The sequence below is a fragment of the Streptococcus sp. HMSC065H07 genome, from assembly GCF_001837325.1.
Taxonomy (GTDB): domain Bacteria; phylum Bacillota; class Bacilli; order Lactobacillales; family Streptococcaceae; genus Streptococcus; species Streptococcus salivarius_H.
This window is the reverse complement of the sequence record NZ_KV832019.1, coordinates 29,518-42,357: the sequence shown is the minus strand read 5'-3', so window position 1 is coordinate 42,357 and position 12,840 is coordinate 29,518. Positions and strand designations below refer to the sequence as shown.

At 40.7% G+C, this 12,840-nt stretch carries 13 protein-coding genes; 9 read left to right on the top strand and 4 right to left on the bottom strand.

From position 1 onward, the window contains the following. Positions 1-6 precede the first annotated feature (6 nt). The 9 genes from HMPREF2637_RS02355 to HMPREF2637_RS02315 all read left to right on the top strand — a co-directional run bounded on the left by HMPREF2637_RS02355 (position 7) and on the right by HMPREF2637_RS02315 (position 8,684). Entirely contained in the window at positions 7-672 is a 666-nt protein-coding gene (locus HMPREF2637_RS02355; protein ID WP_048790077.1) for a hypothetical protein, read from the top strand. Between the two features lie 138 nt (positions 673-810). Further along, positions 811-1,488 (top strand): hypothetical protein, encoded by a 678-nt coding sequence (locus HMPREF2637_RS02350; protein WP_070838945.1) that lies wholly within the window; start codon positions 811-813, stop codon positions 1,486-1,488. 70 nt (positions 1,489-1,558) lie between these two features. After that, positions 1,559-2,440 (top strand): ABC transporter ATP-binding protein, encoded by an 882-nt coding sequence (locus HMPREF2637_RS02345; protein WP_021151707.1) that lies wholly within the window; start codon positions 1,559-1,561, stop codon positions 2,438-2,440. Continuing rightward, positions 2,437-3,174: an ABC transporter permease gene (locus HMPREF2637_RS02340; RefSeq protein WP_064525202.1), complete on the top strand. Its 738-nt coding sequence runs from the start codon at positions 2,437-2,439 to the stop codon at positions 3,172-3,174. Before HMPREF2637_RS02345 ends, HMPREF2637_RS02340 begins: the two co-directional genes overlap by 4 nt. 10 nt (positions 3,175-3,184) lie before the next feature. Next, positions 3,185-3,634: a cytidine deaminase family protein gene (locus HMPREF2637_RS02335; RefSeq protein ID WP_064525199.1), complete on the top strand. Its 450-nt coding sequence runs from the start codon at positions 3,185-3,187 to the stop codon at positions 3,632-3,634. A gap of 140 nt (positions 3,635-3,774) precedes the next feature. Continuing rightward, positions 3,775-4,713, top strand: a complete 939-nt coding sequence (locus HMPREF2637_RS02330) for a bile acid:sodium symporter family protein (RefSeq protein ID WP_037602152.1) — start codon at positions 3,775-3,777, stop codon at positions 4,711-4,713. A 345-nt stretch (positions 4,714-5,058) separates the two neighbouring features. Continuing rightward, a complete protein-coding gene (locus HMPREF2637_RS02325; RefSeq protein ID WP_064525196.1) occupies positions 5,059-6,828 on the top strand; it encodes an Hsp70 family protein in 1,770 nt (589 codons plus the stop codon). Positions 6,829-6,838: 10 nt separating this feature from the next. Then, entirely contained in the window at positions 6,839-8,194 is a 1,356-nt protein-coding gene (locus tag HMPREF2637_RS02320; RefSeq protein ID WP_064525193.1) for a J domain-containing protein, read from the top strand. A 4-nt stretch (positions 8,195-8,198) separates the two neighbouring features. After that, positions 8,199-8,684: a hypothetical protein gene (locus HMPREF2637_RS02315; RefSeq protein ID WP_064525190.1), complete on the top strand. Its 486-nt coding sequence runs from the start codon at positions 8,199-8,201 to the stop codon at positions 8,682-8,684. A gap of 90 nt (positions 8,685-8,774) precedes the next feature. Here HMPREF2637_RS02315 and HMPREF2637_RS02310 read toward each other — a convergent pair whose 3' ends face one another. Genes HMPREF2637_RS02310 through HMPREF2637_RS02295 form a run of 4 tightly spaced genes read right to left on the bottom strand, consistent with a single transcriptional unit; the run spans position 8,775 to position 12,582 of the window. After that, positions 8,775-10,058: a glycosyltransferase gene (locus tag HMPREF2637_RS02310; protein WP_064525188.1), complete on the bottom strand. Its 1,284-nt coding sequence runs from the start codon at positions 10,056-10,058 to the stop codon at positions 8,775-8,777. Continuing rightward, positions 10,006-10,674 carry a hypothetical protein gene (locus HMPREF2637_RS02305; protein WP_064525185.1) on the bottom strand — a complete coding sequence of 223 codons (669 nt, stop codon included), beginning with the start codon at positions 10,672-10,674 and terminating at the stop codon, positions 10,006-10,008. The genes HMPREF2637_RS02310 and HMPREF2637_RS02305 overlap by 53 nt, the downstream gene beginning before the upstream one ends. Then, positions 10,667-11,809: a glycosyltransferase family 2 protein gene (locus HMPREF2637_RS02300; protein ID WP_064525181.1), complete on the bottom strand. Its 1,143-nt coding sequence runs from the start codon at positions 11,807-11,809 to the stop codon at positions 10,667-10,669. The genes HMPREF2637_RS02305 and HMPREF2637_RS02300 overlap by 8 nt, the downstream gene beginning before the upstream one ends. After that, positions 11,806-12,582, bottom strand: coding sequence for an SDR family NAD(P)-dependent oxidoreductase (locus HMPREF2637_RS02295; protein ID WP_064525178.1), 777 nt, complete (start codon positions 12,580-12,582; stop codon positions 11,806-11,808). Before HMPREF2637_RS02295 ends, HMPREF2637_RS02300 begins: the two co-directional genes overlap by 4 nt. Between the last annotated feature and the right edge of the window lie 258 nt (positions 12,583-12,840).

The following is a 12,840-nucleotide window of genomic DNA, read 5'->3' as shown; positions in this document are numbered from 1 at the left end:
ACTGTTATGAGACGATTTAATGCAGGTGTTTTCACCCTACTTATCATTGCAGCCTATTTTATTGCAACAGCTTTTATTCCAGATTTGTATTTGGCTTTTAATTATAAGTTGATTTTGGCCTTGCTTTTTGTGCTTTTGAGCTGGCAATCTAAGGGGAAATTTCTCTTTTTCTTGGGGATGGCTTTTCTATCGACCTATATCCATGACCTCTTTAGATTGGACTATTCAGAATGGACACTCTTTGTAGGGATTCTTATCCTGGGCATTGCAGTGGACCGTTTGAGCAAGCCAAGTTATAAGAAAAAATTCTCTTACAAGGTGTCTAAAGAACATGAGCGAGAGATTTTTGCTAAGACTCTTTTTTCAGAGTCTGTGCAAGTGGTGACTTCTCAAAACCTCGAAACTGTCTATGCCAACGCCGATTTTGGGCGTTTGACCTTGGATTTGTGTCAGGCTCAGTTTATGACGGACCGACCTCAGATTGTGGTTCAGGCCAATTTTTCTCAAGTTATCATTCGAGTGCCCAAGGATTGGCAAGTGGATACACACGGGCTTCATACAAGCCTAGCAGGAGTGAAAGGCTACGATAGTCTAGGAGAGCGAGAGTTATCAAGCACTACAGTTTCTCTAACAGGCTCAGTATCCTTTGGCCAAGTAACTGTCAAACATTGAAAATGATGAAAGAGCGAAAGCTCTTTTTTTTTCTTGCAAATCCTTTTAATATAACATTGAATGCGTTTACAAATAGTGCTATACTGGTAGTGGAAATAATTAGAAAATTGCAATCATTTACTAGAAAGGAGTTTTCTTATGGAACGATTTAATCTTCGGTCCTTCTTGTTGTTTTTACTAGCAGCTTGTTTTATCGCTAGTGCCTTTATTCCAGATTTTTGGATCATGGTCAACTATAATCTGGTCTTCTTCGTGGCTTTCTTTTGTTTTGGTATCTTGAATAGGCGACCTCTCCTCATTTTTCTTGGTTTGGCCTTCTTATCACCCTATGTTCATGACTTGTTAGACCTCGATTTTGCACAATGGAATCTCTTTAGCGGTATCTTTCTAATAGGTTTGGCTTTAGAGTTGCTCTATGGCCGTAGTCAAAAGAAAGGTCTCACTAAAGACTATAAGGTCAATAAGAACGACCAAAAAGGACCACATATTTCTGTTAAGACATATATGGCTGAGGATAGGTATCGCATCTATTCTCAAGAAGTCGAAACGGTTGATATGAATATGGCTTTCGGTGAGCTGTGGCTGGATTTGAGTCAAGCCAGCTTTGCATCAAGTCAGGTAGCAGTTCATCTTGATGCTAAGTTTGGTGAAGTTCATATTAGACTTCCTCATGCTTGTGTTATGGACACCACTGGAATCTCACATCCCCTATCATCTGTAAAGGTGGATCGTTTTGAATCTGATTTAGAGCAAGTTGAAACGAGACTTCATCTGAGCGGAAGTCTCTTCTGTACGGAGTTGGAAGTGGAGTATTAAGGGAGTCCAATGATATCAGCTCTATTGTCAATTAGCATGGTTCCTATACAAAAGAAAGGACATCACAGGTATGAGTGAAACGGTTATTCAAGTCACATCCCTTGGAAAACGCATCAAGGGAAAGACAATTTTAGAGGATATTAGTTTTGAGATAAATCAGGGAGATTGTGTCGCATTGATTGGACCTAATGGGGCGGGTAAGACTGTCTTGATGTCTTGTATTCTTGGAGATAAAAAGCCCAGCAGTGGTCAGGTCCTCATTGATGGTAAGGCAGGTAAGGCCAAAAATAAAATCGCGGTTCTCCTTCAGGAAAATACCATTCCAAATAGTTTGAAAGTCAGTGAGCTGATTGCCTTCTTCCAATCTATTTCTGATAATCCCTTGACCAATCAAGAGGTTCAGGAACTCCTGCAATTTAAGGAAGACCAGTACCAGCAGTTTGCGGATAAACTCTCTGGTGGGCAAAGACGTCTTCTAGCTTTTGTCCTTTGTTTGATTGATAAACCTAAAATCCTATTTTTGGATGAACCGACAGCGGGTATGGATACCTCTACTCGTCAGCGTTTCTGGGAGATTGTTAATGATTTGAAAAAATCAGGTGTGACCATTCTCTATTCCTCTCACTATATTGAAGAAGTGGAACACACAGCTGACCGTATCTTAGTCCTCCATCAAGGAAAACTTATCAGAGATACCACACCATATGCTATGCGACATGAAGAGAAAGAGAAACAGGTCACTCTTCCAAGTAGCTTTGTTAACATTGTTCATGGCTTGGAAGATATATATGAGGTTACTGAAAAGCGGGATGTCATTAGCTTCATGACCAAAGATATCGAAAAGGTATGGCAAAGACTCGAAAAATCAGGCTGTGGAATTTCTGATATTGAAATCCAAAATAAAACACTCTTGGATAGCCTATTTGATTCAACAAGGGAGGACAAGGCATGAAAGCATTACTAAAAATTGAATGGATAAAAACGTGGCGAAGCTGGCCAGTCTTTATCATGGGAATCGGGATGCCTGTTGGCTTTTTTCTCCTTTTTTCAAGTATTGTCTCAACACCTAATCCTGAGGCTCAAAAAGATTTTTTGCTGTCTTATATGTTGACCATGACTGGCTTTTCCATGTCTAGCTTTGGTTTATTTACCTTCCCTTATATGTTGCAAGAGGACCAAACGGAGCACTGGTTGACCTATATCGAGCATTCTAAAATCAGCATTTCGGCTTATTATCTATCTAAGATCTTTCGTGTTTTGCTGAATTTTATGGTGGCTATCATTGTGACTTTTTGTGTGGGAGCCTTTGTTCGAGATGTTGAGTTGCCTTTGTCAGGTTGGCTAGGTTCAGGTGCCCTCTTACTTCTATCAAGCTTGGTCTTTTTGGCCTTTGGCTTGCTTATCGCTCAGATTAAATCCCAACAAATCATGTCTGTGGTTGCAAATATCACCTACCTTGGCTTGGCTATTGTGGGTGGTTCATGGATGCCTATTTCCATGTTTCCAAAGTGGGTTCAGAGCATTTCTGAGTGGACGCCTGTCTATCATGTCAATGAATTGGTCGTTAATTTTGCTATCAATGGGAAATTTTCATGGAAATCACTCCTGTTTATTGTAGCTTATACTGCAGTAGCAACAGGGCTTGCACTCTTTATCAAGTCTCAAAGGGAAAGTGATCGAGGTTAAAGGAGAAATAATGGATATCTGGCAGAAAATGTATGAAAAGGCTCAAGCCTTGTATCAGCCACAGGAAGTCTCAGACTTTGTCTATGCTAGACACGTTGTGGCTGCCGTTGAGGCTGAAGATGGACAAATTTTTACAGGCTTTTGTATGGAAGGAACTTGTGGTGTTTTCCATCTATGTGCTGAAAGGGCTGCCCTTTTCAATATGTATCAAGAGTCTGGTCAGACCAAGGTTAAGCGAATTATCGCCTTTCGCGACCAGCCACCTCATGGTGGACCGTCTGGCATGCCTTGTGGGGCTTGTCGAGAATTTCTAATGGAACTCCATCCTGATAATCGTAACTTGGAGTTTATGATTGACTACGAAACACGTCAAACCATTACTTTGGGCGAATTATTGCCACTATGGTGGGGAGAAGAACGGGCTCAACAGTTTGAAGAGAAGTTAGAAGATAAGTCTTAAGGTTTATAAAATCAATAATCCTCGCATTCTAAGTGTGAGGGTTATTGTTTTGAAATTAATTTCAGAAAATTCGAAATTTACCTTAAAATTCAAAATGAAAGTGCTATACTATTCTGTGAAAATAGAAAGAAGGTTTCATTATGGAGTCACTTGTATCTTTTAGTAAATGGCTCAGCAAATGGTTTACTGTAGCTGTTATCCTTTGGGCGGCCTTTAACTACGCCCTTCCTGCAACTAGTAGTTGGGTCATTCCCAATACGGCTTATCTGCTTGGTTTGATTCTTTTTGGTATGGGGCTTACCTTGACAACTGAAGATTTTAAACGTATTGCTAAGCGTCCAATTCCAGTTGTTCTCGGGACTGTAGCTCACTATGTCATCATGCCTGGTTTGGCTTGGTTGCTTTGTATGATTTTCCATCTGAAAGGTGCTACAGCAGCAGGGGTTATCCTTGTTGGCTCTTGTCCAAGTGGGACTTCATCGAGTGTCATGGCCTTCCTTTCAGGTGGGGATGTTGCCTTGGATGTCTCTATTGAAACCCTCTCAACTCTCTTGGCACCACTCATGATTCCAACCCTCTTGTCATTCTTGGCTGGTCAGTACGTGAGTGTCCCTGCCCAAAGCCTCTTCCTAAGTACCTTGCGTATCGTGGTTGTCCCTATTATCTTGGGTGTGCTCGTTCACTCAATCTTTGGTAAGAAAATCGATGCCATCATCAAGATTATGCCTTTGATTTCACAAGCCGCCATCCTCTTGATTGTTGGAGCAGTTGTTTCTGCCAACCATGCCAATATTTTCACAGCAGCGACAGCCCTTGTTATCCCAGTTGTTATGCTTCATAACCTTTGTGGTTATGCCCTTGGTTTTGGATTTTCAAAAATCCTTGGTTTGGAAGAACCACAACAAAAAGCCATTACTTTCGAAGTGGGGATGCAAGACTCAAGTCTTGGAGCAACCCTTGCCATGAAATATTTCGTGCCACAAGCTGCCATCCCATCAACTATCTTCAGTATTTGGCACAATATCTCAGGTTCTATCCTCTCATCATGGTGGAAGAACCATTCAAAAAATAGTCATTAAGATAAATGAAAAGCTGACCTTGGGTTGGCTTTTATTTTTTAATAAAGAATCTTTTTCGAGACTGTCCTTAGGTGATGATGGGCGTCAGCGAACGTCAAGGAAGTTCCATACCTAAGCTTAGAGTATAAGGTCTCGATATTTCTGAAACTCTGAAGTTTAAGTTCTTAGGGGGGTATCATAGCGGAAAGTCTCAGTTAAACTCACTTTGTTCACAAAAAGAATCACCTGCCAATCTTTGCAGACTTTCTTAGTTCATGGTTCATTTGAAATAGTTTATTTACCACTTGAAAAGGACATTCTTGACTATGTTATAATGGAAGGACAAAAGCAGTTTAGGAGAATGTTATGGCAACAATTGGTATTGATTTGGGAACGACGAATAGTCTAGCGGTTACCTATCGTGAGGGTGAGGTTGAGCTGATTCCAAATGGCTTTGGCGAATATTTGACGCCTAGCGTGGTCCATGTGTCTGATGATGTTTTGACGGTTGGAAAAATTGCGAAGGAACGCTTAGTGACTGACCCTGAGAATACGGCCCAACTCTTTAAACGTTCAATGGGAACCAATGAAATATTTTACCTTGATGGGGAAGCTTTCTCGGCAACGGATTTGTCAACTTTGGTGGTTAAACAATTAGTAGCAGATGCGGAGAGTTACTTAGGTGAAAGGGTAGATGAGATACTTATTAGTGTGCCAGCTTATTTTAACGAGAAGCAACGATCTGCGACTAAGGCTATTGGACAACGATTGGGCATTAAGGTAGAACGTTTGATTAACGAGCCTTCTGCGGCAGCTATTTCTTGTCATAAGATTGGTATGGACGAGTCTTTCATCGTTTTCGACTTTGGAGGAGGAACGCTTGATGTTTCTGTGGTTGATTGCTTTGATAATGTGATTTCAATTGTTTCCATTGCAGGTGATAACTTCTTGGGTGGTAGTGACTTTGATAAGGCTATTGCTGAAGACTTTTGCCAGTCGCAAGGGATTGATTTGGAGAAATTAGATAGGAAGCAAAAGTCTAGTCTCCTCTTGTCTTCAGAACGTTGCAAGCTCAAGCTACAAAAGGAAAAACTGGCTGCAGTCTCCTTAACTTACGATGACCAATATTACATGAAACAATACACTCAAGCTGAGCTTAAGTCCATTATTCAACCTGTTCTTGACCGTGTTAAGAAAGTCATTGGTAGAGCGGTGAGTGATAGCGGCTACAGGGCTCATGAGCTAGATGCCTTTATCTTGGTTGGTGGGTCTAGCATGATGCCTTTGGTTCAATCCTATATCATGAATCTTCTCAATCTTCCTATTAAGCGTTTGAAGGATATGGATGAGTTGGTTGCGCGTGGTTTGGGGACTTATTTAGCTGTTAAAGAGCGTCAGGAAAAGGTCAAAGATTTGGTAATTACTGATATTTGTCCTTTCTCATTGGGAATCAGTGCCTATGACTCTGACTTTGATAAAAATATTTTTTCAAAGGTTATTAATAAGCTGTCTGTCCTTCCGACCTCAGCTAGCAAATTTTATTATGCCAGCCGGGGACAGAAACAATGTCGCTTTATGATTTATCAGGGAGAATCGCTCGATCCTGAGGCAAATCTTTTTTTGGATGAGTTTATTATCGATGTTCCTGGGACTGCGACTAAGACAGAGTTTTTTGAGACCACCTTTACTTACGATATTAATTCCATGCTCTATATAGAGGTTAAACTGGGGTCAACAGGCGAGACTAAAACGTATCGTATCGGTAGTCAAAGTAAAATCGAAGAGGTCGACAAGAGTGAGCATCTGGAGAATATCAAGCTTGTCTCTGATCAATTGTCCTTTGAGGCCGACTTTAAAACGCAGTCTGAGCGTGCCTATCGTTTAGTCATGGAGATGCCTTATAAGATGCAACTACATTTTTTGTGGCAGATGGAAGATTTTGAAAAAGGCTATCAGTTGGCTATTAACAATATCAAGAAACGAAAAGAAATCGTGAAACGCTACCAAGCTTATCTTGATAGCATTGAAAATATCATGTCACTAGATGATTTGGATATTTTCCGTCAAGAAAAAGACGACCATGAGGAGAATGGTAAGCCCTTTGATAGGTCTGATGACCCTAATTTCTGGAGATAGGAGGTGACGCATGAATTTTTGGTCGATTTTAGGCATTCAACCAACCAATAATCTTAAGGACATCAAGAGAGCCTACGCCAAACAGAGTAAGGTTTATCACCCTGAGGATGATCCTGAAAATTTCCAACGCCTGCAAAAGGCTTATCAAGAGGCCCTTGCCTGGCAAAAATCGCATTCTGGAAATGAGGAGAATAGTGCTGTCATAGGCCATAAACAGACCGATGGTAGCGTGGTTGGGGTGGTGTCTACCTCCCAGCTAGAAGCTTCCTTTAAACAAGCTGCAGATAGTAGCGAGTCTGTTCAAGAGCAAGAAAGTATTGATGAACTTGAGCTTACAGATTATGCAACTGAAAAAGTCAACGACGAGCAAGTGACTGAATATGAGGTTCAGCAGGTGGATGCTGAAGAAGAGCAGAAGCAACTGGATGAGCTAACTTTATCAGATACTCATGAAATGTTCAATCACAGTGAGCCTCATTCAAGGACTCGCGAGGATTCTGTCCTAAATGAAGATTTAGCTATCGAAGAGCAGGATAGTTTTCTTCAGACTGTTGAGCTATATTTCCTATATAATACTCTAACTATTTCTAAACTCAAAGACTATATGAGTGAGTGTGCTGCTTTGGGCTGGTTGGACGACCAGGATTTTGCCTACCGTTTTACCAAAACTATTGGTGCTATACTTGAAAGAGGTGGCCTAAGTTATGAGACCTTGGAAGGAATTGAAAGTCTAGCCAAGGATTATGGCTTCGCATTGTTGGAAGACTACCTTTGTGACCTCTTGGATAAGAGACACAAAAAGAACGCTTGGCAAGGACCTCCTCTTCGTCCAATGACAGAAGTGACAGAGCCCACACGGACAGGTGGAGGGGTGATTGTCTTATCCTTTATAGTAATGGTATGTGGTATTTTTTTCCTCGCTAATGGCTTTTTCACCAGAGAGATGCAGAAATCGCAACCTAAGAAAATAGAGGTCATCACAGGCCTTACAGGAAATGAACTGGTCTCACAGGGAACGGTAGATAAGGCAGCTTCAGCCATATCTGATTTGGCTAAAAAATCAGACAAGCCCATTTCTGATACAAAGAAAGTGGTCTATGACCAAGCTAGTTCAACCTTTGTGATTGAGGACAGCTCGACAGGACAGCATCAAGAACTACCGGGGGTGACAGAGGTTTATGTCCTGCCAGTTTATGAAAATGGACAAGAAGACAAGGGGTTAGCCACAAGTAACGACGGTAGCAATTGGGAACTCAGAGATACTGATGGCCAAGTTCGTGGTCCCATTACTTTATCAGTAGCCATGTCATCAGATATTGCTATCAAGAGTGAAAATGGTAGCTACACTACGGTAGAAAAGGAGTAGAGACATGAAAGATTTTATTTTGAGAAATATTGAAAGAGTCTTCTCTCTCCTCCTTACAGGTATTTTTCTAGCCCTGCTGTATTTTGGAAATGAGAAAGGTTTGCATCTCTGGTTTGACAGTGGACGTGAGAGTGGTAGTCTGGGCTTGGTGACAGGAATATTTATCTTTTTCGTACTTGCTCTTTCTTCTGGTATTTGGATACTAACGGATAAATTTCTTCTATTTATTTTAACCAAGATGGGCTATTATAGCGAGGACTGGTCAAAGGTAGTAGGTGTCATAGTTGGAAAGAGAATTGCTAAGGCACCAAGAACGAGTACCAATCATTTCCTAGTCGTTAAAGTTGGTGAGGCAAAACGTAACTTTTTCGTTAGTCGAGATGACTTCTATACCCTTGAAAAAGGTGATAGCCTTTGGCTACGGAAAGTCAGAGTGCATTATAAAGGACATGTCGTCCGCACTTATTACGAACTTGCTGAGAGATATTAGACTATAGAAAGCTGACCTTTGGTCGGCTTTTTATAATGACTAAAAGTTACAAAAAAACTTAGGAGAGGACCTAAGTTTTTGTTAATAAGATTATTTATCTATGTTTAAAAGTCTTTCAATCTCTTGATAAAGTATTTCTGTAGGTTGATAGGCTTTACTTATCTGAGTTAGAGAATGTAATTTAGACCAATCTTTTTGAGAAATTAATGCTTGGAATAAATCTAAGACTTCAGACTCTGTTTTTTTTCGAGAGACAAGTCCTACCTGGGCTAACTCAGCTCGTAAGGCGTTATCAAACTGATCAAAATCTTGAGGAAGAATAAGGCTAGGAATGCCTTGTTCGATACATCCCATTAGAATACCTGAACCAGCGTGATGTATCACAAAGTCCATTTTATCTAGAATGTCTGTGTAGGGCAGATAATCAAAAAGTAAAAGATTGTTATTTAGATGATGTGGCGGATTTTGCAAACCACTTGGGTTACCTAGTGTGACATAGAAATGATAGTCAGGATATTCTTGACTTAGCATTTTGGCCAATTTCACCATTCTTTCTTTTTCCCATTTTAAATGGGTACCACAAGTCACTAACACGCGTTTTTGAGAGGTCGTGAAATACTGTTCTTGTTCCTTGGGTAGTTTGTCAAAAGAAAGGCAGCGATAACCAACCCACTTAAGATGGGATGGAAAATCATCTCTAAACTCCAACTCTTTTATTCCCAGAGCCAGAATTGAATAAGGAGAATAGATGGTTTCTGTACCATCCTCTCTATAAAGTTTGAAATCTTGTAAATTTTTAAGATTTCTTTTAACAAGTGCAAAGCCAATTCTTTTTGCCATGCGAATAATCTGTCTACCCAGTGCATCTCTACATTTGTAGAGGATTCCCTGATGGGGTTTCCAACCTCCTAAATAAGCAGGAGTAGTTGTGCGACTCTCAATAGCTACTGGACTTGGGAGGGTCGTAATCCAGGGAATTCCCAAACGGTCTGCTAAAATACCAGCAGGAGCTGCAATGAAATCTGCAATAATCAAATCTGGTTTTCCATCGGACTCCCAAATTCGCTTGATTTCGTCTATAACTTCTGGAATTAGTTTGCTATTTGCGATTAATTGTTGGTACATAATATGTGGTTTTGCTTGCTTTGAGGTATTGGCGATATCTTCCATCACTGTCGGACGATCTGGAAATAAGGCAACACAGTCAAAGCCAATTTTTTCAACTAATTTCTTCTTTTGATAACCTGTAATGACACGTATTTGATAACGAGGGTCTTCTAACAAGGGTTTCACCAGGGTCAAGGTCGGAAATAAATGACCACTAAATGGAACGCTTATCACATCGATTTTTATCACTTTGTCTAATCCAGTCATGAATGATTCCTTTCACATCTTCTTTGTATTCATAGCTATAATGATCCGAATCCACTAGGATATCCGCTTGGTGGGAATCCAAGAATTTAGAATATGGATCTTTTTTTCCTTTAACCACCAGTACCTCTAGTTTTTTGTTGTTTAAGAGTTTTTGGGAGACAGGACCAAGTGCGATTATGCGAAATCTTGGAAGGGATATCTCGTTATCCAAATGATTCAACCATTGAGTAAGCATATTGACCCCTGAACTCTTACAGACAAGAACTACTTCCTGAGCTTCCAACAAGGGAGACAAGTGCTCCTGTAACAACTTTTGGAAACGAAGGTTCAAAATCGTATGCCAATAGTAGATGATATTGGATGCAGAAGCTGACAAGAGGGATACTTGTGGAGACTTTATATGTTCAAAATCTTGATTGAAGGGAAAATTACTGGCTACCACTGAATAGCCAGATGGACAAATTGCATGGAGGAGGTCTAGTTGCCCAGCTGTCAGCCCGGCACAAGTAATATCACTGCTCCCACTAAGAAAGAGAACCAAGCAATCAGAGCCTAGCATGGTCTGATCAGGAGACAAAGCAGACAAACGGTCTAGATAGGACTTCATCTTACTCATAACGAATCTTTCCATCCGTCACTCGAATCTTCCGCCCCCGCCAATTAATCACAGGAGGTGTCATTAGAACATAGACAAACAGCCAAGGAAGCAGGAAATCATTCAGCACTTCGTAGGTGACTTCATCCAAGTGTAAGCGATTGGTTAGAATGCTTTGTCGATAGAGGAGCATCCAAACTGCCTTGAATACCAGTAAGCTTAAGGATAGAAGAAGATAAGGCCAACCTAAAATAAGACTTAAGATCAAACCTGGGAGAGGCAGAAAACTAGGTAAACCTATGAGGCTAAACAGCTTCCAGTCCAGGTGTTCTTTGAGATAGATGGAGCTAAAGAGAAGCCACCGCTTCATCTGGAGCAAATATTGCTTGGCATCCTTGATAGTCGTTCGAACATTACAGGTAACCCGCGTTTGGATAATGGATACTCCTTTACTCCTTAAAAAATCGGCCACAGCTAAATCATCACACAGATAGTCCTTAATCGCTGTGAAGAGCCCCTGATCTTTTGCAAGTTCTACCGGTAGGATATAAAACATCCCATTAATGGAGTGATTCGCTTCAACTTCTGCCATGGTAAAATAGGTAATAAAGGAATTGCCATTAACGAATGCTGCGACCAGCTTGGACCAGAAATTACTTCTTTCTTGGTTATAGGGAATACCTGTCAGAATGACCTCTTGACCTAGATAGGTAGTCAGCTCACCCATTTTAGAAAAATCAATCACACTATCATCGTCCAAAACAATCAGATAAGGCCGGGTCAGCTCCTCTACAACCTGCTCAATCTTGTAACTCTTGGGATTAATTCCCTGAGGGACGTCTTCAATGAGAAAGATTCGGATACGTTGGGCAAATGACTCATCTTGGCAAATTTTGTTCGCTACATGCTGAGCTTCTGTGTCAGACTGGTCAATTAACCAGTAAAACTCAACTACTTTTGTTTGCTGGAGATTGGCCCGCAAATCACTCTCTAAACGAGGATCCCCAGAGAGGATGGGTTGGACCACCGTAAAAAGCTCTTCTGGGAAGTCCGCAAGATGAGACTGACCTTTTTTATAATAAATGAAGGACAGTAACCAACGGATGAGAAATAAGAGAAGATAAGCAACGCCTAAAAATATAACTAACAATTTCATCTATTAAGTCCCTTTCGTAAATACCTTTCAAGGAGACGAATGATCCATCTTTGGGGAAGCAAGCGACCTAGCCATACTAGCAAGCGATAGCGAAGGCCGATAACAGCATAGGAAGTATCCCTTTCTATGAATCGGATCAACTGCTGAGCGACTTTCTCAGGCTTCATCTGCAAGCGACTGCCTCCCAATGCCTCTACTAGTTTAGGAGGAAAAATAGCTGTTTGGACTGGTCCAAGAATATACAGACCTAGCTGGACCGGGGAATCTGATTGACATAGTTCCTCCTGAAGAGCAAGAGTGTAGTTCTGCAAGGCAGCCTTACTGGCACTGTATGCCGCTAAATAGGGATGGGGAAAAAGAGCTGCTAGTGAGGAAAGTTGGACTAGTCGGATTTTCTGATTTTTCTGCACTAGCAATTTCATTAGCTGGACTGGAGTATGGTAGTTCACCTGCCAGAGCTCTTGTTCCTTTTCTGTGGCTAAATCACTTCCTATGGAGAAGCTAGCTAGTCCTGCACAATTGACCAGAAGGTCAGCATCTAATGCCTTTCCAAAATTCTCCAGTGCTTCCTTATCACACAGATTTAAAACCTTAATTGAAAGTTGTGCCTTGCTTCCAGCTAATTCATTTTGCAGTTGGACTAATTTGTCTGGATTTCGGCCTACTAGAACCAGAAAATCAAGATGTTTTGCCAGTTCAGTTGCTAGGTGACGTCCAATTCCTCCTGTAGCTCCCAAAATAATTGCCTTACTAAATGAGTCTGTTGTTTGCATAACTCTAGTTTATCAGATTTTACTGAAACAGAAAACTACCTCTCAATTCCTTTGGAAAGAATGTTTGTCATGATGGAGGTAAGTTAGGGGATTCTTGCTAAAAAATATTGAAAAGTTTTATGTTAAAGTATTTGTGGCAAGCTTTGATTGATTAATGGATGAAAAATCTTACTGAAGAAGTGTATCTATTCAGAGAAAATGAGTTTAGATAGTATTTGGTTTTGAGTAGTTCTTTCAAAAAAAATTTGCTATGCTAAT

What these genes read in the sequence shown, in the direction of transcription:
- HMPREF2637_RS02355 (WP_048790077.1), top strand. Translation starts at nt 7, where the DNA reads ATGAGACGATTTAATGCAGGTGTTTTCACCCTACTTATCATTGCAGCC.
- HMPREF2637_RS02350 (WP_070838945.1), top strand. Translation starts at nt 811, where the DNA reads ATGGAACGATTTAATCTTCGGTCCTTCTTGTTGTTTTTACTAGCAGCT.
- HMPREF2637_RS02345 (WP_021151707.1), top strand. Translation starts at nt 1,559, where the DNA reads ATGAGTGAAACGGTTATTCAAGTCACATCCCTTGGAAAACGCATCAAG.
- HMPREF2637_RS02340 (WP_064525202.1), top strand. Translation starts at nt 2,437, where the DNA reads ATGAAAGCATTACTAAAAATTGAATGGATAAAAACGTGGCGAAGCTGG.
- HMPREF2637_RS02335 (WP_064525199.1), top strand. Translation starts at nt 3,185, where the DNA reads ATGGATATCTGGCAGAAAATGTATGAAAAGGCTCAAGCCTTGTATCAG.
- HMPREF2637_RS02330 (WP_037602152.1), top strand. Translation starts at nt 3,775, where the DNA reads ATGGAGTCACTTGTATCTTTTAGTAAATGGCTCAGCAAATGGTTTACT.
- HMPREF2637_RS02325 (WP_064525196.1), top strand. Translation starts at nt 5,059, where the DNA reads ATGGCAACAATTGGTATTGATTTGGGAACGACGAATAGTCTAGCGGTT.
- HMPREF2637_RS02320 (WP_064525193.1), top strand. Translation starts at nt 6,839, where the DNA reads ATGAATTTTTGGTCGATTTTAGGCATTCAACCAACCAATAATCTTAAG.
- HMPREF2637_RS02315 (WP_064525190.1), top strand. Translation starts at nt 8,199, where the DNA reads ATGAAAGATTTTATTTTGAGAAATATTGAAAGAGTCTTCTCTCTCCTC.
- HMPREF2637_RS02310 (WP_064525188.1), bottom strand. Translation starts at nt 10,058, where the DNA reads ATGACTGGATTAGACAAAGTGATAAAAATCGATGTGATAAGCGTTCCA.
- HMPREF2637_RS02305 (WP_064525185.1), bottom strand. Translation starts at nt 10,674, where the DNA reads ATGAGTAAGATGAAGTCCTATCTAGACCGTTTGTCTGCTTTGTCTCCT.
- HMPREF2637_RS02300 (WP_064525181.1), bottom strand. Translation starts at nt 11,809, where the DNA reads ATGAAATTGTTAGTTATATTTTTAGGCGTTGCTTATCTTCTCTTATTT.
- HMPREF2637_RS02295 (WP_064525178.1), bottom strand. Translation starts at nt 12,582, where the DNA reads ATGCAAACAACAGACTCATTTAGTAAGGCAATTATTTTGGGAGCTACA.